This window comes from Mycobacterium sp. IS-1556 (genome assembly GCF_001499985.1).
Taxonomy (GTDB): domain Bacteria; phylum Actinomycetota; class Actinomycetes; order Mycobacteriales; family Mycobacteriaceae; genus Mycobacterium.
Genome location: NZ_LQIM01000040.1, coordinates 80,337 through 101,888 on the forward strand (window position 1 = coordinate 80,337; position 21,552 = coordinate 101,888).

Genomic DNA, 21,552 nt, shown 5'->3' on the forward strand with positions numbered 1-21,552 from the left:
CGCAGGCGCCCAGTCACGCAGTGGCTTCGGCGGCCTCCCGGCGCTGCGCCCGGCGCATGGCCCCGATCGGGTCGGCGTACAGGCCGCCGAGCGACACCACACCCGCACCGGCCTCCTGAACGCGGTTGCCGAAGACGGTCAGCCGGATCTCGCGCGAAGGCATCACCGAACGCTGCGCGAACGCGGCCGCCGCGACGCTCATGCCCTCGGGATATTCGGTGAACGCCTGGCCGCCAACGATCAGGTCGTCGGGGTTGAGCATGTCGCGCAGCAGCGCGACGGCCTCGCCCAGCACCCGTGCCCGTTCGGCCAGCAGCTCCTGCGCGGGCCGGTTGCCCTGGCGGGCAATCTTGAACAGCGCCTGCATCGTCGAGCCGGGGCCCTCGGCGGCGATGATGCGCGCCTTGCGGGCCGCGATCAGCACCGCTTCGTCACTGACTGTGGACTCCAGTTGCCCTGTGCCACCGAGCAATTCGGACTGCACAGGCAGAGCGGCGATGGTGCCGGGGCCGCTGGCCGGCGAGTGAACCCGGCCGCCGATCGACAGCGCGTAGCCGACGGTTTCGCGGGCATAGACGTACAGGCTCGTCGACGTGTCCGAGGCCTGCCTGCGCCCCCCGAGCAGCAGTTCGGCCCCGGCCATCGCGTCCACATGCGAGGCGACCGACACCGGCAGACCGAGGGTTTCGGCGAGTACCGGCCCGACCGGCGCGTCGGACCAGCCGAGCCGCGGATGGTCGAGGTAACCGGTCGTGCTGTCGACGACGCCGCCGGCCGCCACGCCCACCCAGAGCGGGCGGCGGCGATGCCAGTGGCCCAGGTAACGGCGGGCGCTGTCGGCCAGCGACGCCAGCGCGGTGGCCTGCGGGGCCCGCGGAGTAGGCGTTTCGACGACGTCGAGGGTGCGACCGAAGAGGTCGGCGGCCACGATGCTGGTGCTGCGGGCGCCGATGTGGATCCCCAGCGTGAGGAACGGTTCGTGCTTCACCTCCACGGGCACGCGGGGCCTGCCGATCGCGCCGGAAACCGCGAGGTCGGCGCGTTCGCGCAGTACACCGGCCTCGAGCAGGGCGGTGACCTGGCGGTTGACGGTCGCGATGCTCAGGCCGGTGACCTGGGCGATGACGTCACGGGCGATGGGCCCGCGCAGGCGGGCCGCACTGAACACCGACGCGGCGGCGGCGTCGGCCACCTTCAGCGCCGGCGCGACGACATGCCGGCGGGCCAACAGCGCGCGCTTGGCGTGCTGGGCGCTGCGGACCGACGGCTTCGCGGGAAGTGTGGTGGTGACGGAAGTGCGCATCTGCTTGTCCTTCGGAGAGGTCGGCCGGTGGGTTCTCGGGCCACACCCGGCGACTCAGCAGGACAGCGGTTGTCCGGGGTCAGTCAGGCGCGGCGAAGTGCGCGACAACAACACGCACGCCGGGAACAGGCCTGACTGGACAGCACACGGTGAACTTAGCACGCCAACTAAAGTTGGGCAGATGACGACACCCCGGACCGACAGTCGAGTCGCGGTGGTCACCGGCGCCAGCGCAGGCATCGGCGCGGCCACCGCGAGAACCCTTGCCGCACAAGGTTTTCACGTCGTCTGCGTAGCCCGTCGCCAGCAGCCCATCGAGGCCCTCGCCGAAGAGATCGGCGGCACCGCGATCGTGGCGGACGTCACGTCCACCGAGGCGGTGTCGGCGCTGGCAGAGGCGCTGGACCGGGTACCCGGGCAGGTTTCGGTGCTGGTCAACAACGCCGGAGGCGCGCGAGGACTGGATCCGGTGGCCGAGGCCGACATCGAGCACTGGCGCTGGATGTGGGAGGCAAACGTGCTCGGCACACTGCTGGTGACCCGCGCGCTGTTGCCGAGGCTGATCGACTCCGGCGACGGGTTGATCGTCACCGTCACCTCGATCGCCGCGGTGGAGATCTACGACAATGGCGGCGGGTACACCTCCGCCAAGCATGCCCAAGGCGTGCTGCACCGGACGTTGCGCAGTGAGCTGCTCGGAAAACCCGTGCGGCTCACCGAAGTTGCGCCGGGCATGGTGAAAACCGACTTCTCGCTGAACCGGTTCGAGGGCGACGAGGAACGCGCCGCCAAGGTCTACGAAGGCGTCACCCCGCTGCTGGCCGAAGACGTCGCCGAGATCATCGGGTTCGTCGCGGGCCGACCGTCGCACGTCGACCTGGATCTGATCGTCGTGCGGCCGCGCGATCAGGTCAGCGGCGCCAGCGGATCCCGCTTCAACCGGCGCTAGCCGATCGCAATGTCAGCCTGACAGCGACGCCGCGCATATATAGCCGCGGCGGCGTTCTCAGCGCGACATTGCGTCAATGAACTAGCGGCCGGGGCGGCCGTTGACCGGTTGCGGTGCGCCCGAGGGGGTCGCGGGCGCGGTGCTCGGAATGTCCGGTCCGTTCTGCTCCGACAGCGCCGACATCGCCTTCCATTCGTCCCACGGCACCACCCAGTCCCAGATGTCGCCATCGGAGTACGACAACTCGATGCGGGTCCCGGTGACCTCGACGGGATCGCCGTAAACGGCGGTGTGGAAGTACTGCTCGGCGTCGGACTCCGAGAGGTTGATGCAGCCGTTGGTGACGTTGCTGCTGCCCTGCGAACCGAGGCTGGCGGGGTTGGCGTGGATGAACTCGCCGTTGTTGGAGATCCGCACCGCCCACCGCTCGTGGATGTTGGCGTAACCGGCCGCGGGATTGGTCATCCAGAAGTCTTCGTACTTCTCCGTGACGACGTGGATCCCGCTGCGGGTGACGTTGCGGTCCAGGTCACCCTCGCCGTAGCTGCACGGGAAGTCCATGATCACCGCGCCGTTGGCGTCGAGGACCTGGATGCGGTGCGACGACGCCTCGGCCCTGACGACTTGGCGACGGCCGATCTCGAAGCTCAGCGTCGCGTCCTGCGCGCCGTAGGCGTCGTCGCCGAACGGCACGCCGTACAGCTTGGCGTCGACGTGCACCTTGGTGCCGGCCGGGTAGTACTCGCGGGTGCGCCAGTGCACGCGGGACCCGCCGACCTCGTCGGGCAGCCACGCCCAGCTGCCCTCGACGGGCGGCTCGGTGGTGACCTTGAGCGCCTTCTCCACCGTCGCCTTGTCGCTGATCGGGGCGTCGAACTGGATGATGATCGGGGCGGCCACCCCGACCACCTGGCCGTCGGCGAGCTGGAACTGACCGCTGACCTGGGTGCTGGGGTTGATCGTGGAGAACGAACCGTCGACCTGCACCGCCTTGCCGTCGCGGCCGACGACCGAGCCCTTCCAGGTGTACTCGGCGCCGTAGCCCAGCGGTTCGGTGATCGTGAACTCGGTGCGGTCGCGGTTGAGCGCGCCGGCGACGACCTTGCCGTCGGGGTTGGTCAGGGTGATCCGCTGGAACCAGCCGTTGCTGACCTCGACGCCGGCGCGCTCGGTCGGCGAGATGTCGGTGGCGTCGTTGGCCGGCTTGAAGTTCAGCGTGGGTTCTGCGGGCGCGTCCTGCGCGGACGGTTCGTCGCCGTTGGCCATGCAGGCGGCCAGGGCCCCGGGCGCGACGACACCGACCGCCAGTGCGGTCAGGGCGCGCCGTCGGTTGAACGACGGCAGGGGTTCCCCGGTACTCACGTGGACCCAGCGTACCTACAGCGAACAGCCGATCAGGTCAGGCTCGGCTGTGAGTTCGATCCCGAAACTCGTTCGAACACCGTCACGTACCGTCCTGGCCAGCGCGATCACATCGGCGGTGGTGGCGCCGCCGCGATTGGTGAGCGCCAGCGCGTGCTTGGTCGACAGCCGCACGGAAGCATCCGCGCCCGGATATCCCTTGCCGAAGCCGGCGTGCTCGACGAGCCAACCCGCGGCGAGCTTGACGCCGTCGGGCGCCGGATAGTTGGGCACCGGCCCGTCCTGCTGGGCGCGGATCCGCTCGAACTCGGCGGGCGTGACGACGGGGTTGGTGAAGAACGAGCCGACGCTCCAGGTGTCGTGATCCGGGTTTTCCGAGCCGGCGTCGATGACCATGCCCTTGCTCGAGCGCAGTGCCAGCACCGCCTCACGCACCGCGAGCGGATCGGCGCGCGATCCTTGCTCGACACCCAGCGTGGCGGCCAGTTCGCGGTAGCGCAGCGGCGCGCTGCGCCCGTCGGGGTCCAGGGCGAACTCCACTTCGAGCACGATCGCGTCGTGCGCGCGTTTGAGGACGCTGGTGCGGTAGCCGAACCGCAGCGCGTCCGGGGTGACCCAGCGATCTCTCCCGGTGCGACGGTCCAGCAGCCGCACCCGCCGGATGGTGTCGGCCACCTCCGCGCCGTACGCGCCGACGTTCTGCACCGGTGTCGCGCCGGCGGATCCCGGGATTCCGGACAGGCACTCCAGCCCGCCCAGCCCGTGCGCCAGCGAGGTCACCACGACGTCGTCCCACACCGCGCCGGCCTCGACGCGAACCAGGTTGCCGTCGACGGTGATCTCGGTGTTCGCGAGGTAGATGACGGACAGGTCGGTCAACTGGTCACAGATCACCACGTTCGAGCCGCCCGCCAGCACCAGCGCGTCGTCATCCGGGCCGAGGTTGCGGACCACGTCGATCACTTTCTGGGTGGTGTCGCATGTGATCAGCCGCCGCGCAACGGGTCCGACGCGCAGTGTGGTCAGCGGTGCGAGCGGCACCGCCTCCTCGACCAAAGCGCCCCCGGGTTGCGAACTGACCACGGGCGGTAACGGTAGCCTGACCAGCTATGCCGCGTTCATTCGACATGGCCGCCGAGTACGGGGGCAGCGTCGAACAGGTCCACCGGGCTTTCAGCGACGAACGCTACTGGCTGGCGCGGCTGACCGATTCCGGCGCCGACGACTACTCGCTGGACTCCATGGTCGTCGACGAGCACGGCGGTATCGACGTTGTCACCACTCAAACGCTGCGGGTGGACCGGTTGCCCGGGGTGGTGACCCAGTTTCATCGCGGCGACCTGAGCTTCGTGCGCGAAGAGACCTGGAGCCCGGTCCGCGACGGCAAGGCCGACGCGACGGTCAAGGGGTCGATTCCCGGTGCACCGGCCGGTTTGACCGGCACCGCGGTACTGGCGCCGGCCGGTCCCGGTTCGCGGCTGGAGTTCACCGTCGAGGTCGAGGTTCGGGTGCCGCTCGTCGGCGGCAAGATCGAGAACTTCATCGGCGGTCAACTGGTGGATCTGCTGATCGCCGAGCAGCGCTTCACAACCGTGTGGATCGCCGAGAACGCCTGACGCTCAAGACGGCGCGGTTCCCGGCGTCGCCGTCGTCGCTTTCTAGAATCGGATCATGTGCGGGCCCATCGGTCAGCTGACGCGGGGCACCACCGGCTACAACCGGTTGCGTCGGAGCGATCGCTGGCTCGTCCACGCGCCGCGGGTCCGCGCGACCTTGCTCTCCGCCGAGGACCCGCTCGTCATCGATCTCGGTTATGGCGCGCTTCCGGTCACAACCCTGGAGCTTGCGGCACGGCTCCGCTTGGTGCGCAACGATATTCGTGTAATAGGACTGGAGATTGACCCCGAGCGGGTGCGCACGGCCCGCACCGCGGTAACCGACTCGGTCGAATTCGGCCTCGGCGGTTTCGAATTGGCGGGCATGCATCCGGTCCTGGTGCGGGCGTTCAACGTGCTGCGCCAGTACCCGGTCGAAACCGTCGCGCAGGCGTGGTCGACGATGCAGCGGCAACTGGCACCCGGCGGGCTCATCGTCGACGGCACCTGCGACGAGCTCGGCAGGCGCTGCTGCTGGGTGCTGCTCGACGCCGACGGGCCGATAAGCCTGACCCTGGCATGCGACCCGTTCGCGATCGAGCGACCCTCCGACCTCGCCGAGCGGCTGCCCAAGGTGCTGATCCACCACAACGTCGACGGTCAACCCGTGCACGCGCTGCTGACCGCCGCCGACCGGGCGTGGGCCAGCGTGGCGGGTCACGGGGTGTTCGGCCCGCGGGTGCGGTGGCGTGCGATGCTGGAGACGTTGCGCGACAACGGCTTTCCTGTCGCCCCCGCCCGTCGCCGGATGCGTGACGGGGTGCTGACCGTGCCTTGGTCGACGGTCGCACCGACCTGACGAACCGCCCGTGAGGCGTGATCAACGATCGAAGCCGTAGGCTGGGCCAATGCGGATTGCCCTAGCGCAGATCCTCAGCGGCACCGAGCCTTCCGAGAACCTTGCGCTGGTCGAGGAGTACACCCGGCGCGCCGCGGACGCCGGCGCCCGGATGGTGCTGTTCCCGGAGGCAACGATGTGCCGGTTCGGGGTGCCACTCGCTCCCATCGCCGAGCCGCTGGACGGACCATGGGCGTCGCAGGTGCGGGCGATCGCCGAGCGGGCGGGAATCGTCGTCGTGGCGGGCATGTTCGTGCCGTCCGGCGACGGGCGGGTCTTCAACACGTTGATCGCGACGGGGCCCGGCTCGGACGGACCCATCGATGCGCACTACGAGAAGATCCACCTCTACGACGCGTTCGGCTTCCAGGAGTCCAAGACCGTCGCGCCCGGGCGCGAACCGGTCGTGATCGACGTCGACGGGGTTCGCGTCGGCCTGACGCTGTGTTACGACGTCCGCTTCCCCGAGTTGTACGTCGAGTTGGCCCGACGGGGCGCGCAGCTGATCACCGTCCATGCGTCGTGGGGCAGCGGGCCGGGCAAGCTCGAGCAATGGTCGCTGCTGGCCCGGGCCCGCGCCATCGACACGACCGGCTACGTCGCGGCGGTCGACCAGGCGTGCCCGGACGCCGACATCGCGGCTCTGGGCCCGACCGGTGTGGGGGGCAGCCTGATCGCGTCCCCGACCGGTGAGGTGGTGTCGGCGACGGGCGCCGACCCGCAGTTATTGGTGGCCGACATCGACCTGGACGCCGGGCGCAAGGTCCGCGAGACGATCGCGGTGATGCGCAACCGCGCAGACTTCACCCGCCTCGATAAGGCAGAATCGCGGTCGTGACCGACCCCTGGGCTCGCCCGAACCAACCGCCGCCGCCACCGCCGGGGCCGCCACAAGGTCCGCCTGGGCCGCCACAGGGTCCACCGCCGGGGCCGCCACAAGCTCCGCCCGGGCCGCCACAGGGTCCACCGCCGGGGCCGCCACAAGGTCCACCCGGGCCGCCACAAGGTCCTCAAGGGCCGTCGGCCCCACAGAAGCGTCCGTCGTCCGGTTCGAAGATCAAGGACGTGTTCCGCGATCCGCTGTCGATCGTGCTGATCGTCGTCATCGTGATCGGGCTGACGCTGGCCGGCCTGCTGGCCGGTGAGCTCTACGCTCGCAACCGCGCCAACAACGTCGTCGCCGACGCCACGTCGTGCGTTGTCGAGGATGATGCCACCGCGTCGTTCGGCGTCATGCCGCCCTTCCTGATCCAGCACATGTCCGGTCACTACACGAACATCCACATCGAGACCGCCGGCAACCAGATCCGCGACGCCAAAGGCATGAAGGTCGAGCTGGCGATCCAGGACGTCCGCCTCGAGGACACGGCCACCTCGAGTGGATCGATCGGCTCGCTGGTCGCGGACATCACCTGGTCTTCGGAGGGCATCCACCAGACCATCACCGACTCGATCCCCCTGATCGGTTCATTCGTCACCGGCGTCACGACCAACCCGTCCGAAGGCACCATCGAACTGGAGGGCGCGCTGGGCAACATCGTCACCAAGCCCACGGTGGCCGACGGCGGGATCTCGTTGCAGGTTCTCGAGCTGACCGGGCTCGGCTTCACGCTGCCGCGGGAAACCGTCCAGCCGGCGCTGGATGCGTTCACCTCCGAGCTGACGAAGAATTACCCGCTGGGAGTCAAGGCCGATTCGGTCGATGTCACCGAAGACGGTGTGGTGAGCCGGTTCTCGACGCAGAACGCTGACATCCCCAAGGGCGAACAGGACCCCTGTTTCGCGGCGCTGTGACCGTCAGTCGGTAACCCCGCCCCACCGGAAACTGTTGACGTATCTGCCCATATCCATCGCCAGCTGCAGATTCGCACCGGAGGGATGGCCGGGGCCGAAGTCAGGGCTGAACTTCCGGTACGGGCCGATCGCGGACGCCACCAGCGCGTAGTCGTCGTGCACCGCGACCATCACGATCAGCCGAAGCCGGCTGAAGCTGCTGTTCGCGTCCTGGGGATAGTCGTCGGCGACGACGCCGTAGCCCAGCCGGTAGCCGACCATCGCGTTCGGGATCTCGTAATCCGTTGTGGCGTCCGGGTAATACTTGTCAATCAGATCCTCGGCGATCTGTTTGGGCGTCCGGTTGCCCGCGGGCAACCCGAACAACTCCAGGGTGCCTGTGTCCCCGCCGGTGAACTCCAGGACGACACCGTCGGAGTCGAACGTCACCTCGTATGCGCTACCGGGGCCCGGATACTGGACCGAGAACGCTTCGCCGTCGGCGAAGAACCGCGGGTTCGATTCGACGGGCTCGCCGATCGGTGGCCGCCCGCAGTCCGGTGGGCAGACGACCTTGGCCACCGCCGGAGTGGTCAACACTGCCGCGGCAACACCCGCGACGATCGCGACAGCGACGCCGACGGCGAGTGAACCCAGCACCCGCGTCCGCCTCGCCCGGCCGTCGCGGCCCGTCCGATCCGGCTCCATCGCAACCTGTTGTCCGATGCGCAGCGCGGACAATGCCAGCACGGCCACCGCGGCGTATACGGCCAGCTGCAGGCCGCCGGGCACCGGCGTGAAGTCCACCACTCCCATGACCGCGTAAAGAGCAAGCGTCACAGTCACACTCGCGACGATCGCCCGCACTCGACCCGTCCACAGCGCGATTCCCACCAGACCGCCCAGGGCGGCGGCCGTCACCGGCAGTGCGACGCCTCGCATCCCGGCCTGCAACAGCAGCGAATAAACCGACCGGTCATCGGCCGTCACGCCGGTCGCGAACTGCGGAAACAGCCGGACCAGCGTCGCCGCGGACGTGAACACGACAGCGCTCAACGCGCCGACGGCGTAGCCGTCCAGCGGCCTCGCCGGACGCCGGAACCCCACGATCACCGGCGGAATCAACATGAGAACCGCGCTGCCCAGCGGTATTCCGACGCCCACCAACCCGTGATCCAGATGTGGCCCCCTCGCCGCGAGCGCGACATCTTGAGATTGGGCGACCACCGTTCCCGTCGCCAACGCCCAGCCGATCCCGAGCACCGCCGCCAGCACTGCGGTCGACGCCAGCAGACGAGCGGACACATCGTCGCGCACACCCGCCTCACGCAGGTAGACCACGAACACCAGCGCCACGCCGACCGCGGCGACGGCGATCATCGGCGCCTGCCATCGCAACAGTGCGAACCCGACCAGCACCGCCGACAACACCGCAAGCGCCGCCGCGAACGGCACCCGCGAAGGCGGCGCCAGATGCGGAAACAGCGCGCTGGTCAACGGATCTCGCCACCCTCGGCGGCGCCGTGTCGAGGCCTTCGTCACCGCGACGTCCTCTGCAGGTCGAGAAGGTTGCGGGCGAGGTTGAATGTGTCGGGTGTGCCCAGACCGGTCACCAGGTCATAGCCCGGCAGGGACAGATCGACGGCGTTGCCGCCTCGACGTACGTCGCGGAAGCCGGGCCGGCTCGAACCCTCGGCCGCCCGGTAGAGCAACGGATTGAGATTGCCCAGCGGGCGTCCACCGTTGGCCACCAGGTACTGGTTCATCAGCACGGTCAGCGCCGCCCAGATCGGTGCCGCTTGCGAAGTGCCGCCGCCGATCACCTCGCGCTGGCCGAAGATGAACCGCACGCCGGTGAACGGATCGGCGACCGCCGAGACGTCGGGGACCAGGCGCCGCCGCTCGGTGTCGCGCTCCACCGACAACCGGTTCTGCCACTGCGGGCGGTCGAACAACTTGGACACTCCGCCGCTACTGCCTTGCGTCAGCGGAGAATCCACCCAGGCGTCTTCGCCCAGCCACTGTCCGCGGGTGCCCGTCGACAGCGTGGTGCCGCCGACCGACGTCATCGTCGGCAAGGACGCGACCGCGTCGACGCCGACGTCGTCCGGTCCTGGCGGGGCCGACCACCGTTCGCCGCCTTTACATTCCAGCCCCGCCGTGTCCCCGCTGGCGTCGAACGCCGAGGTGCCGCGCCGCTGCGCAGCGGCCAACGCCGCCGCCACCGGCGCGAGATCGGCCGCGCTGACGAACGCTTCGCATCCCCATCCGATAGACAGACTCCACACCGCGCCGGGATAGTCCCGGTCCACCGACTCGAACAGTTTCCCGAGCTTCTCGTACGCGCCGTCGCCCTCGACCGTCGGTAGCGCGTTGACGACGACCAGCCGCGCGTCGGGCGCAATGGCATGCGCCACTTGCAAATCCATCGCGGCCTCACCGCGCATCTCGGTGGGCTTCCCTCCGACGATCTCAGGGGTGAACCGGGGCAGACCGAAGGTGTCGGCGAACAGGTCGAGGTCGTTCTGCGCGGCGCTGTCGAACGTGAAGAACACGATCGTCGCGCCCTCACCGCTGAACCCGGCGTCGACGAGCGGCGTCGCGTTGTACGCCGACAGCAGCCCCGCCGGCGGTAATCCACCTGCGGGCACATCCAACGGAAGGAAGCCGGGCGCTTTGGTGTGGTGCGGGGTGTAGCTCATGATTCGGCCGACCGCCGTCACGACGCCATGCAATGCCGGCGGCACCGCAGGTTGCGCCGGCGATGCGTAGAACAATTTTCCCGCCGGGGCGCGGTAGTCGTGCACCGGCACTCCGAACGCCCGCCCGAGGTCCGCGGCGGCGCCCTCGACGATCGCCCATTCGTCGCTCGGCCGCCATCGCACCGACAGGTTGCGGGCCTGGCTCCAGTCGATCAGCGCATGGGGTCGGCCTACCGCGTCCAGCGTGACGGTGATCTGGGCGTCAGCGCTGCGCGAGGGACCCAGATCGGTCGAGTTGGCCAGCAGCGCCGCATAAGGACCGGCGATCAGCGCCGGGGCCTGCGACGAACAGGCCGCTGAAGCGGCGATCAGCAGCGCGGCTGCAAGAAGCGCTGAGGTGCGCCGCTTACTGGCCGTGGGGACCGCGATGCCGACCGGGCGTCGGGCCGGGAGCCGGAGGTGCATGGACCGTGGGCGAGAAGGGGTTCGGCTGATCCGGGTCGATGCGCGGAGCTTTCTCCGTCGGCGTCGCGGGGGGCGGCGCCGTGGTCGGCGTCGGAGTCGTTGGCGTGGTCGTTGGCGTGGTAATTGTCGTGGTGGTCGTCGTCTCCGGCGCCTGCTCCTCTTCCTGGGCGCAGCCGGCGGTGAACGCACCCGTCACGAGCACCGCGGCCAAACACGCAACGGCCGGAACTCGACGAAGCAAACCGTTATGAGCGATCATGATCGGATCCTATCCGGGGTTTCACGTGCGCAAGCGTACTGACAACACATCCGCGCGAAGACGACCGTCAGACTACAGCAAATTTGTCAACGGCACGTGAATCAGCGCTCGCGGTCGGTTCCCGGCAGGCCGTCCAGGACCGCCCTGGTGCCGGAGAGGCCCAACCGGCTGGCGCCCGCGTCGAGCATCGCGATCGCGTCGGCTGCCGTCCGGATCCCACCGCTGGCCTTGACCTGCGGCCCAACGCCGGCCATCAGTTCGACGGCCCGCACCGATGCGCCGCCAGCGGGGTGAAAGCCGGTGGAGGTCTTGACGAAATCGGCCCCCGCGTCCGCCGCGGCCCGGCACGTCGTCAGCAACGTGTGCGCATCCCCGAGCAGCAGCAGCGCGGCGGATTCGACGATCACCTTCAGCCGCGCGCGGTCACCGATCGCCGACCGCACCGCGCCGACGTCGGCGCGCACCGCCTCGAAGTCCCCGTGTAGCGCGGCGCCCACGTCGATCACCATGTCGATCTCGCCGGCTCCGTCGTCGACGGCGAGCCGCGCCTCCTCGGCCTTGATCACCGATCGATGCTTGCCGGATGGAAAGCCCACCACCGCGCAGATCACCTGCGCCGACGACGCAGCCCTGCGGGCGACCGCAGTCATCGGCGGAGACACACAGATCGCGTACGTCCCGAGGGCCGCGGCCTCGTCCGCGAGCGCGAGGATGTCGGCCTCGGTGGCCTCGGGTTTGAGCAGCGTGTGGTCGACCAGCGCGGCGACCTCGTCCCGGCGGTAGCTCTTGGCCACTAGAACGGTTCTTCGGTGCCGCCGGGGTTGCAGCCGGCCCGCACCATGTCCTCGTAGGGGACCTCGGGTCGCCATGGCTCGAGGTTCCAACTGGTCTTGCCGGGACTGTAGCGCTCGGCGAATTCCCAGTGGCAGATGAACTGCGGCTTCATCCCGGGGAAGTCCGCGTCGGGCGAAAGCGCGAGCACCTGGGCCCATGCCGCTTCGCCCTGCTCGGGCGTGGCCGGTCCGGACGCCTGGCGGGCGGCCGGGGTCGGATACACCCGCAGACTGGACAAATCGCCCCACTTGGCCCATTCGACATGGTCGACATACGGCGGCGCGGGAGGCACGGGGTTGGCCGACGCCACTGCGGCGGTGAGCAGAGGCACGAGGACGCCAGCGGTCACTGCGGCCGCCCGCAGGCTGACCGCGACGACGCCGCGCACTACCGCGACTTCCCCTGGATCTCCAGGAGTTTGGGCCGCACGTCGACCAGATAGACACCGGCCGCGACGGCGGCGATGGCGGGGCCCAGTACGGAGCCGAGCACCAAGGCCAGCAATCCGGCGACCCCGAGGATCACCAGCCAGACCGGCTTGGTCAGTTTGTCGGCGGCCGTGTAGGCGTCCGGCCGCTGGATCGCCGCGTGGACGAACGCGTACACGGTCGTCACGAGCACGGCGATCTGCAAAATGAAGAGGACGTAACCCACCAAGCCTTGGAGCTGCACGCTCTCAAGACTAAGCGGGTTACGTCCCCTTGGTCGACTTTGGGCCGTCAGACCCGCTGCCGAGTGCTACTTCTGGGTGACCTTCTTGGCCGCAGCCTTCTTGGCCGGAGCCTTCTTGGCCGGGGCTTTCTTCGCCGGAGCCTTCTTGGCCGGGGCCTTCTTGGCGGCGCTCTTCGCCGGCGCGGCGCCCTTCTCGGCCTTCTTCGGCAGCTCGACGCCGACCAGCTTGGCGGCGCGCTCACCCACGGCGCGGGTCTGCGCGGCCACGTTGCCCAGCGCCTCCTGCGTCAGCTCGACGGCCTGGTCGGTGTAGCCCTCGACACGGCCTGCGGCCTCGCTGAAACCGGGCTGGCTGCGCAGCCGCTCGATGGCGGCCTCGCCACGCTCGATGAGCCGGTTGTACGTGCTCTGCGCGGCGTCGGCGTAGCTCTCGGCGAACTTGCGCAGTTCCTCGGCGCTCAACCGCTCGCGCAGCTCACCGAACTGCGTCGGCAGGTCCTCCTGCAGCCGGTCGATCCGCGCACGGGTCTCCTCCACGCGGGTGCGGGAGTCGGAGCGGGCGTCGTCGGCGCGCTCACGGAGCGTCGCGACGATCTCGTTGACCCGCTCGAGTGCCAGATCGGCCGCGCCGACCGCCGCGAGCAGCGGGGCCTTCAGGTCCTCAACGGTCGGCTGGTTCTTGGCCGGGGTGTTCTTTGCCATGGTGCTCGTTTCCTTTCGAGGTATGTCGTTGGTGTCTGTCGGTTGGTCAGTCGAAGAAGTCTCTAGTCAGTCGCCGACTCCTCTTCTGTTTCGTTGCCGATGGCGGCAACTTCGGACTCGTTCTGCTGACGAAACGATGTGTAGATGTCGAGCAGCACCTGCTTCTGCCGCTCGGTGATCGCGGTGTCGTTGACGATGGCGTCGCGGACCTCGCTCGTCTCGCTGGGCTCGAGAATCCCGGCCCTCACATACAGCACCTCCGCGGACACTCGCAGCGCCTTGGCGATCTGATTGAGCACATCCGCGGAGGGTTTGCGCAATCCCCGCTCGATCTGGCTGAGGTAGGGATTGCTGACGCCGGCCTTCTCGGCCAACTGTCGTACGGATACCTGAGCGGCCTCACGCTGCGTGCGGATGAACGTGCCGATGTCCTGTGCGGCGGTCTGCGCAGCGTTGGACACAACGACGGCAAGTTTGTCATCCTGCGACATACGTGGCCCCCTCGTGCAACGGGTATCCAAAAAACGACACCATTACCGTACGACGGGGTGCTAACTTTTGCAAGCACTAGTTAGCGCAGGTCAGAATAGTAGTTGGGCTATCGAATAGATGACCAGCCCCGCCAATGAGCCCACCACGGTGCCGTTGATCCGGATGAATTGCAAGTCCCGGCCGACATGAAGTTCGATGCGCCGACTGGCCTCCTCGGCGTCCCACCGCTCGATGGTTTCGGTGATGATCGCGGTGATCTCGACGCCGTACTCGGCGACCAGGTGCTGGGCCGCCCGGATGATCCAGTTGTCGACCTTGTCGCGCAGATCGGCGTCGTCGCGCAGCGACTCCCCGATGTGGATGACCGAGTCCGCGATCCGGATGCGCAGCGCTGACGACGGGTCGTCGACCGACTCGAGGATGATGCGCTTGGCCGCCGTCCACGCGGTCTCGGCGGCCCTGGCGACCTCGTCGCGGCCCATGATCTGTTCCTTGACGTTCTCGGCGCGCTGGATCGTGGCCTCGTCGTGCTGCAGATCGTCGGCGAACTCGAACAGGAACCGGGTGGCCGAGCGGCGCAGTTCGTGGTCGGGATTGCGGCGCACCTTGTCGGTGAAGTCCATCAGCTCGCGGTGGATGCGGTCGCCGACGAGGTGGTCGACCCAGCGCGGCGACCAGGTCGGCGAATCGCGTTCGATCACCCGCTCGATGACGGGCCCGGCATTCAGCGACCACTGGAACGCGCGGTCGGCGAGCAGCTGCAGCAGGGCTTCCTGACGACGTTCCTCGAGCAGCGTGGCCAGGACGCGACCGACGGGCGGACCCCACTGCGGCTCGGCGAGACGCTTGACGATCATCCGGTCGAGCACGTGCTGCACATCCTCGTCGCGCAGCATTTCCACGAGGACACGCAGCACGGTGGCGGTCTCTGCCGCGACCCGCTCGGCGTGCGCGCGATCGGAAAGCCACTTTCCGAGCCGGCCCGCCACCTCGGCGTCGCGCAGTTTCGTCGAGACCACCTCCGGGGACAGGAAGTTCTCCCGGACGAACGTGCCGAGGCCCTCGCCGAGCTGGTCCTTCTTGCGCTTGATGATCGCGGTGTGCGGGATCGGGATGCCCAGCGGGTGCTTGAACAGTGCGGTCACCGCGAACCAGTCCGCCAGCGCGCCCACCATGCCGGCCTCGGCGGCGGCGCGCACGTAACCCACCCAGCCGGGCGCGCCCATCGACTGCGCCCACGTGCAGAGCAGGAAGATGACGGTGGCCCCGACGAGGAAGCTCAGCGCGACGACCTTCATCCGTCGCAGCCCGCGGCGCCGCTCGGCGTCTGCGGCTGCGTCGGCCCCGGCTAACGACTCGGCGAAGCTGGCCCGCGGTGCGGGCGGAGCCGCCACGGCGCGTCCGCCGGCGCTCGGTCTGTGTGCCACCCCTCCATCATCCGCTACGACGTGGGTGAGGCTCCGGACCGACAACCCGCGCTGTCAAGATCGGCCGTACTATCGGAGAGACGACGAACGGATCACGAGGAAAGTGGCACAGCAGACCGAAGCGATCGCGGTCAAGACGGACGGCCGCAAGCGGCGATGGCACCAGCACAAAGTGGAACGCCGCAACGAGCTGGTGGATGGCACGCTGGAGGCTATCCGGCGCCGCGGCAGCAATGTCAGCATGGACGAGATCGCCGCCGAGATCGGTGTCTCGAAGACGGTGCTGTACCGCTATTTCGTCGACAAGAACGACCTCACGACCGCGGTGATGATGCGGTTCGCGCAGACCACGCTGATCCCGAACATGGCCGCCGCGCTGTCGTCGAACCTGGACGGTTTCGCGCTCACCCGCGAGATCATCCGGGTTTACGTCGAGACGGTGGCCGCCGAGCCGGAGCCTTACCAGTTCGTGATGGCGAACAACTCGGCGAGCAAGAACCAAGCGGTCGCGACATCCGAGAACATCATCGCGCGCATGCTGGCGGTCATGCTGCGGCGTCGGATGGTGGAGGCGGGCATGGAGACCGGCGGCATCGAGCCGTGGGCCTATCACACGGTCGGCGGTGTGCAGCTGGCCACGCACTCGTGGATGTCGAACCCGCGGATGAGTTCTGATGAACTGATCGACTACCTCACCATGCTGTCGTGGAATGCGTTGTGCGGCATCGTCGAAGTGGGCGGATCGCTGCAGCGATTCCGCCAGCAGCCTCACCCGTCGCCGGTGCTGCCGCCCCCGCGGGCCAATCAGTGACCTCCACTTCCGAGATCGCCGAAGCGCTGAGGTTTCGCGCAGGCGACAAGGTGGCCGACATCGATCCCGAGGCCACGCCGGGGTTCAGCGGGTCGAAAAGCGATGGGGCGGCGGTGCAGTCCGATCGCAGCGCACGGTTGGCCGAGCTGCAGGAGATGCTCTACGCGAACTGGAAGGCAGCCGAAGACTCCCGCTCGGTGTTGCTGGTGCTCCAGGGCATGGACGCCGCGGGCAAGGGCGGTATCGTCAAACACGTTGTCGGGGCGGTGAATCCGATGGGCGTGCGCTACACCGCGTTCGGCAAGCCGACACCGGAAGAACTCGAGCATGACTTCCTGTGGCGCATCCGGCGTGCGCTGCCGCCGCCCGGACACATCGGCGTGTTCGACCGGTCGCACTACGAGGACGTGCTCATCGTGCGGGTGCACAATCTGGTGCCGCCCGAAGTGTGGGGTGCGCGCTACGACGAGATCAATGCGTTCGAGCGTGAACTCGTCGACGGCGGAACGACTCTGGTGAAGGTCGCGATGTTCATCTCGCTCGACGAGCAGAAGAAGCAGTTGCTCGAGCGCCTCGACGACCCGACGAAATACTGGAAGTACAACCCCGGCGATGTCGACGAACGCGGCAAGTGGCCCCAGTACCAGGAGGCCTATCAAGCGGTGCTCGATCGTACGTCGACGGATTACGCACCCTGGCACGTCGTGCCGTGCAACCGCAGGTGGTACAGCCGCCTCGCCGTCACCGAATTGCTGATTCAGGCCCTCGAAGGCCTCGACTTGTCTTATCCAGCGGCGGATTTCGACATCAAGGCCGAACGCAAGCGGCTGCTCGACTCCTAGCCCGCCGAGCGCACGCTCCAGGTACGGAAAAGCGCAAAAGATGTACGTGGGCCGTGCGCTCGGCGACAAAAATTTGGTGCGCTCGAGGTGGTCTGCGAGGCACGACGATTGACAGGTGCGCTGCGACGTCTTCCTCGGCTCAGAAGCGCTGGCGTCGGGTGCGGTGACGCGGCGCGGGCTTGCCCGTCGATACGTGAGGCTGCACCGCGACGTGTACGCGCCCACGGGCCTGACGCTGACCCCACGCGATCGGGCCTACGCAGCATGGCTCTGGTCGGGTCGACGGGCCATACTCGTCGCGCATTCGGCTGCCGCGATCCTCGGCAGCCAGTGGATTCCTGAGGATGCGCCGGTCGAGATCGCCCACACGCGCCGGCCCGCGACCGACGGCATCGTCGTCCGCAGCGACGCGCTCGCGGACGACGAAATCGAGTACCTGGACGGCTTCGCGTGCACCACGCCTGAACGCACGGCCTTCGACCTGGGCCGTCGACTCCCGCTGGACACCGCCATTATTCGCATCGACGCACTGCTGAACGCGACCTTGGCCAAACCCGCGGGAGTGGAGGCCATCGCCGAGCGTTACCCCGGCGCGCGCGGTATTCGCAGCCTGCGCGCCGCGCTGGACCTCGTCGACGGTGGCGCCGAATCACCTCAGGAGACGCGGCTTCGGCTGCTACTCGTTCGGGCGGGCCTGCCGCGGCCGGTCACCCAGATTCCGGTGGGGCGCCGGCGTATCGACATGGGGTGGCCGGATTGCCTGGTAGGCGTGGAGTACGACGGGGAACGGCACTTTACGAACCCCGAAGACTACGCCGCCGACATCGAACGCCTCGAATTCCTGGCGAGCCAGCGCTGGTCGATCGTGCGGGTGAGCTCACGACAATTGCGTTACGAGCAAGACCGCATCGTTGCACGGGTCAAACGAGCACGGGAGCGGGCCGGCTGTGGCTAACCCTCGCCGAGTGCACGCTCCAGGTACGGAAAAGCGCCGAAGACGTACGTGGGCCGTACACTCGGCGGCTAATAGGCGTAGAAGCCCTGGCCGGATTTCTTGCCGAGTTGGCCCGCCTCGACCATCCGCAGCAGCAGCGACGGCGGCGCGTAGTGCGGATCCTTGTACTCGTCGTACATCGAGTCGGCGATCAACTTCATCGTGTCGAGCCCGATGAGGTCGGAAAGCCGCAGGGGGCCCATCGGGTGCGACAGCCCCGCCACTATCGCCGTGTCGACGTCCTCGACCGTCGCGACACCCGCCTCGACCATCCGGATCGCCGACAACAGATATGGCACCAGTAGCGCGTTGACCACGAAACCCGAACGGTCAGAACACCGCACGACCTTTTTGCCCAGCGTCTCGCTCGCGAACGCGGCCGTCCGCTGCAGCGCACCATCCGAGGTGACCAGCGTGTTGACCAGTTCGACCAGCGGCAGCACCGGTACCGGGTTGAAGAAGTGCAGCCCCAGCACACGGCTCGGATTCTTCGTCGCCGCAGCGATTTTCATGATCGGGATGCTCGACGTGTTCGACGCCAGCACGGCGTCCGGATCGGTGACGATCTCATCGAGTTCTGCGAAGATCTTGCCCTTGACCGCCTCGTCCTCGACGACGGCCTCGATGACGAGCTGACGGTCCGCCATGTCGGCGAGCGATGTGCTGAACTTCAACCGCGCCAGCGCCGCGTCCCGATCGCTCTCGGAGAGCTTGCCCTTGCTGGCCGCCCGCTCCAGCGATCCGGTGATGCGCTTGCGGCCGGCTTGCACCAGTTCCTCGGAAGGCTCATAGACGACCACATCAGCGCCCGCCTTCGCGCACACCTCGGCGATACCGCCGCCCATCTGACCGGCGCCGACGACGCCCACTCGTTCAATGCTCACGACTTCTCCTCACAGCATCAGGCCCCGCCCAATATAAGGACGGGGCCTGATGGCACGAACCATGGGCTTAGTGGCTCCGGCTTGTCGGTTCCACTTCCTCCTCGCGGCCCGGGGGCCGCGCATCGTCAGTGGAACTGGCTTGTCGGTTCCACTTCCTCCTCGCGGCCCCGGGGGCCGCGCATCGTCAGTGGAACTGACCCTCTTCGGTCGAACCCGCCAGCGCGGTCGTCGACGAGTTGGGGTCGACGGTGGTGGCGATCCGGTCGAAGTAGCCGGCGCCGACCTCGCGCTGGTGCTTGGTCGCGGTGTAACCCCGCTCCTCGGCGGCGAATTCACGCTCCTGCAGCTCGACGTACGCGGTCATCTGGTTGCGGGCGTAGCCGTAGGCCAGATCGAACATCGAGTAGTTCAGGGCGTGGAAGCCGGCCAGCGTGATGAACTGGAATTTGAAGCCCATCGCGCCGAGCTCCTTCTGGAACTTCGCGATCGTCGCGTCGTCGAGGTGCTTCTTCCAGTTGAACGACGGCGAGCAGTTGTAGGCCAGCATCTGGTCGGGGAACTCGGCCTGCACGCCCTCGGCGAACTTCTTGGCCAGCTCCAGGTCCGGGGTGCCGGTCTCCATCCAGATCAGGTCGGAATACGGCGCGTAGGCCTTGGCGCGCGCGATGCACGGCTCGATGCCGTTCTTCACGCGGTAGAAGCCCTCCTTGGTGCGCTCACCGGTGATGAACGGCTGGTCGCGCTCGTCGACGTCGGAGGTGATCAAGGTGGCCGCCTCGGCGTCGGTGCGCGCGATGACGACGGTCGGCACGTCGGCCACGTCGGCGGCCAGGCGAGCCGAGGTCAGGGTGCGGATGTGCTGCTGGGTCGGGATCAGCACCTTGCCACCGAGGTGACCGCACTTCTTCTCCGACGCGAGCTGATCCTCCCAGTGCGAGCCCGCGACACCGGCCGCGATCATCGCCTTCTGCAGCTCGTAGACGTTGAGCGCACCACCGAAGCCGGCCTCACCGTCGGCGACGATCGGCACCAGCCAGTTCTCGACCGAGGTGTCGCCCTCGACCTTGGCGATCTCGTCGGCGCGCAGCAGCGCGTTGTTGATGCGACGCACCACCTGCGGCACCGAGTTCGCCGGGTACAGGCTCTGGTCCGGGTAGGTGTGCCCGGACAGGTTCGCGTCACCGGCGACCTGCCAACCCGACAGGTAGATGGCCTTAAGGCCGGCGCGCACCTGCTGGACGGCCATGTTGCCGGTCAGCGCACCGAGCGCGTTGACGAACTCCATGTCGTGCAGCTGGTTCCACAGCACCTCGGCGCCGCGGCGGGCCAGCGTGGACTCCTCGACGACGCTGCCCTGCAGCGCAACGACGTCCGCAGCGGAGTACTCGCGGGTGACGTTCTTCCAGCGCGGGTTGGTGTCCCAGTCCTTCTGGATCTCCTCGGCGCTCTTCGGCTTGCCAACGCTTGACATGGTGCTCCTTCGAATCTGTTCACTTCGCTGCGGCGCCGCCGGAATACCCGGCTTGTTAACGCCTAAACGGCCTTACCGTTCCGCTGATACGAGGATGCCTCACACTGTTAGCGCAGGTCCAGCCATTTCGTGTGCCAAGTTTCGCCAAGGGCTACCGAAATCTTGCAAAGTTTGCGAAGGCTGTCGTTACCTTAACCGGTTCAGAAGTTACCGGCGAGTAGTGGATTTCCGCAGGTCAGTACGCCCGTACTGTTAACCCGTTGATCATCAAAGCGTGAAGATGCAGGCGACCGCTTTCGCCTCTTCGCCGACCGCGTATGTGAGCGTTGTAACAGTGCGGTCGGTCAGCTCCGGACCGAATTCCTCCGTCGACCCCGGCGGGTGGACGTGGCTGAGAATCTCCATCTTGTCGCCCAGCGCGACGGCCGCATCGTGCTCGATCGCCACGCGCAGCGGATAGCGCGTCAGCTCCGGGTGATGGTGGAGGTAGTCCTCGACGACCGACCAATAGACCGAGTTGTTCATGTGGTCGAAGATGTCGATGTCGCTGACCCGGATCGGGTAGTCGGTGATCTCGTCGGCGTCCTCGCGGCTGCCCGCCGACAGGTACGCCTTCCACCGCAGCCGGTCGACGTCCGTCGTGCGGCGCAGCCCCTCGAGGAAGTCGTCGGAGATGCGCGCCGGCCCCTGGGTCTCCCGGTTGATGTTGATCCAGAAGGCTACGGATTCGATGAGCCCGCCTTTGCGCCCATCGATGCGGACCCGCATCTCGCACCACCGGTTCGACGTGCCCGAACACCAACGGCGCAGCCGGAGCATGTCCTGGAACTCGATCGGGCGGATCATGTCGATCATCGTGCGGCGCACGATCCACAACGGGTGGGTCTCCTGAAATCCCATCTCACGCAACTGGTCCGAACCGATGTCCTGGATGTGTCGCGTGGCCGCGTCGAACTTGAGCCGGCCCTGCCGATCCACGTCGGCGACCCGCAGCGGCCACTCGATGTCGAACACGTCGGGGTGCGGGTCAGGGACGGGCATCATGGCCTTCGCCAGACCCTGTCCCGCCCCGGGGCCAAGCTTGGTGCTCACGAAGGCCGATCCTGCCACAGCACCC

The 21,552-nt window shown here is 67.9% G+C and carries 22 protein-coding genes; 8 read left to right on the forward strand and 14 right to left on the reverse strand.

All coding sequences use genetic code 11. From position 1 onward, the window contains the following. Positions 1-13: 13 nt before the first annotated feature. A complete protein-coding gene (locus tag AU187_RS22070; RefSeq protein WP_059099174.1) occupies positions 14-1,303 on the reverse strand; it encodes an ROK family protein in 1,290 nt (429 codons plus the stop codon). A gap of 181 nt (positions 1,304-1,484) precedes the next feature. Between AU187_RS22070 and AU187_RS22075 the strand changes: the two genes are divergently transcribed. Continuing rightward, entirely contained in the window at positions 1,485-2,252 is a 768-nt protein-coding gene (locus AU187_RS22075; protein WP_059099175.1) for an SDR family oxidoreductase, read from the forward strand. 81 nt (positions 2,253-2,333) lie between these two features. On the opposite strand, the gene AU187_RS22080 is transcribed toward AU187_RS22075, so the two are convergent. Continuing rightward, positions 2,334-3,614, reverse strand: a complete 1,281-nt coding sequence (locus AU187_RS22080; RefSeq protein ID WP_059099176.1) for a L,D-transpeptidase — start codon at positions 3,612-3,614, stop codon at positions 2,334-2,336. A 15-nt stretch (positions 3,615-3,629) separates the two neighbouring features. After that, the gene (locus tag AU187_RS22085) at positions 3,630-4,697 is read right to left on the reverse strand and encodes a UDP-N-acetylmuramate dehydrogenase (protein ID WP_059099177.1); all 1,068 of its coding nucleotides are present in this window, start codon (positions 4,695-4,697) and stop codon (positions 3,630-3,632) included. 26 nt (positions 4,698-4,723) lie between these two features. Between AU187_RS22085 and AU187_RS22090 the strand changes: the two genes are divergently transcribed. From AU187_RS22090 to AU187_RS22105, 4 genes are read left to right on the forward strand one after another with little or no spacing between them, the layout of a single operon-like run. Beyond that, positions 4,724-5,230, forward strand: a complete 507-nt coding sequence (locus AU187_RS22090; RefSeq protein ID WP_059099178.1) for a DUF2505 domain-containing protein — start codon at positions 4,724-4,726, stop codon at positions 5,228-5,230. Between the two features lie 55 nt (positions 5,231-5,285). Next, a complete protein-coding gene (locus AU187_RS22095; protein WP_059099179.1) occupies positions 5,286-6,068 on the forward strand; it encodes a class I SAM-dependent methyltransferase in 783 nt (260 codons plus the stop codon). Between the two features lie 49 nt (positions 6,069-6,117). Then, positions 6,118-6,945: a carbon-nitrogen hydrolase family protein gene (locus tag AU187_RS22100; RefSeq protein WP_059099180.1), complete on the forward strand. Its 828-nt coding sequence runs from the start codon at positions 6,118-6,120 to the stop codon at positions 6,943-6,945. Next, positions 6,942-7,901, forward strand: a complete 960-nt coding sequence (locus AU187_RS22105; RefSeq protein ID WP_059099181.1) for an LmeA family phospholipid-binding protein — start codon at positions 6,942-6,944, stop codon at positions 7,899-7,901. The genes AU187_RS22100 and AU187_RS22105 overlap by 4 nt, the downstream gene beginning before the upstream one ends. Positions 7,902-7,904: 3 nt before the next feature. Here the strand turns inward: AU187_RS22105 and AU187_RS22110 are convergent, their stop codons facing one another. From AU187_RS22110 to AU187_RS22145, 8 genes are all read right to left on the reverse strand, one after another. Continuing rightward, on the reverse strand, positions 7,905-9,377 hold the full coding sequence (locus AU187_RS22110) for a PrsW family intramembrane metalloprotease (RefSeq protein WP_156442399.1): 1,473 nt from the start codon (positions 9,375-9,377) through the stop codon (positions 7,905-7,907). A 41-nt stretch (positions 9,378-9,418) separates the two neighbouring features. Then, complete coding sequence (locus AU187_RS22115; RefSeq protein WP_059099182.1) at positions 9,419-11,047, reverse strand: S53 family peptidase; 1,629 nt, start codon at positions 11,045-11,047, stop codon at positions 9,419-9,421. A gap of 360 nt (positions 11,048-11,407) precedes the next feature. Further along, positions 11,408-12,100 (reverse strand): deoxyribose-phosphate aldolase, encoded by a 693-nt coding sequence (deoC, locus tag AU187_RS22120; protein ID WP_059099183.1) that lies wholly within the window; start codon positions 12,098-12,100, stop codon positions 11,408-11,410. Then, positions 12,100-12,528, reverse strand: a complete 429-nt coding sequence (locus tag AU187_RS22125; RefSeq protein WP_082683961.1) for a DUF2599 domain-containing protein — start codon at positions 12,526-12,528, stop codon at positions 12,100-12,102. The genes deoC and AU187_RS22125 overlap by 1 nt, the downstream gene beginning before the upstream one ends. Continuing rightward, positions 12,528-12,812, reverse strand: a complete 285-nt coding sequence (locus AU187_RS22130; protein WP_059099184.1) for a DUF2516 family protein — start codon at positions 12,810-12,812, stop codon at positions 12,528-12,530. The genes AU187_RS22125 and AU187_RS22130 overlap by 1 nt, the downstream gene beginning before the upstream one ends. A gap of 66 nt (positions 12,813-12,878) precedes the next feature. Continuing rightward, positions 12,879-13,514: a hypothetical protein gene (locus tag AU187_RS26235; protein ID WP_059099185.1), complete on the reverse strand. Its 636-nt coding sequence runs from the start codon at positions 13,512-13,514 to the stop codon at positions 12,879-12,881. 62 nt (positions 13,515-13,576) lie between these two features. After that, on the reverse strand, positions 13,577-14,005 hold the full coding sequence (locus AU187_RS22140; RefSeq protein WP_059164893.1) for a helix-turn-helix domain-containing protein: 429 nt from the start codon (positions 14,003-14,005) through the stop codon (positions 13,577-13,579). 90 nt (positions 14,006-14,095) lie between these two features. Beyond that, positions 14,096-15,433 carry a DUF445 domain-containing protein gene (locus tag AU187_RS22145; RefSeq protein WP_082683960.1) on the reverse strand — a complete coding sequence of 446 codons (1,338 nt, stop codon included), beginning with the start codon at positions 15,431-15,433 and terminating at the stop codon, positions 14,096-14,098. Between the two features lie 103 nt (positions 15,434-15,536). Here AU187_RS22145 and AU187_RS22150 point away from each other — a divergent pair, with 103 nt between their 5' ends. The 3 genes from AU187_RS22150 (at position 15,537) to AU187_RS22160 (ending at position 18,041) form a co-directional block, all read left to right on the forward strand. Further along, on the forward strand, positions 15,537-16,244 hold the full coding sequence (locus AU187_RS22150; protein ID WP_059099187.1) for a TetR/AcrR family transcriptional regulator: 708 nt from the start codon (positions 15,537-15,539) through the stop codon (positions 16,242-16,244). Beyond that, positions 16,241-17,086 (forward strand): polyphosphate kinase 2 family protein, encoded by an 846-nt coding sequence (locus tag AU187_RS22155; protein WP_059099188.1) that lies wholly within the window; start codon positions 16,241-16,243, stop codon positions 17,084-17,086. Before AU187_RS22150 ends, AU187_RS22155 begins: the two co-directional genes overlap by 4 nt. 115 nt (positions 17,087-17,201) lie before the next feature. Further along, positions 17,202-18,041 (forward strand): PDDEXK-like endonuclease domain-containing protein, encoded by an 840-nt coding sequence (locus AU187_RS22160; protein ID WP_059167288.1) that lies wholly within the window; start codon positions 17,202-17,204, stop codon positions 18,039-18,041. A gap of 68 nt (positions 18,042-18,109) precedes the next feature. Here AU187_RS22160 and AU187_RS22165 read toward each other — a convergent pair whose 3' ends face one another. The 3 genes from AU187_RS22165 to AU187_RS22175 form a co-directional block, all read right to left on the reverse strand. Next, complete coding sequence (locus AU187_RS22165) at positions 18,110-18,964, reverse strand: 3-hydroxybutyryl-CoA dehydrogenase (protein ID WP_059167289.1); 855 nt, start codon at positions 18,962-18,964, stop codon at positions 18,110-18,112. A 184-nt stretch (positions 18,965-19,148) separates the two neighbouring features. Beyond that, positions 19,149-20,435: an isocitrate lyase gene (aceA, locus tag AU187_RS22170; RefSeq protein ID WP_059167290.1), complete on the reverse strand. Its 1,287-nt coding sequence runs from the start codon at positions 20,433-20,435 to the stop codon at positions 19,149-19,151. A gap of 267 nt (positions 20,436-20,702) precedes the next feature. After that, complete coding sequence (locus AU187_RS22175) at positions 20,703-21,479, reverse strand: acyl-[acyl-carrier-protein] thioesterase (protein WP_059167332.1); 777 nt, start codon at positions 21,477-21,479, stop codon at positions 20,703-20,705. Between the last annotated feature and the right edge of the window lie 73 nt (positions 21,480-21,552).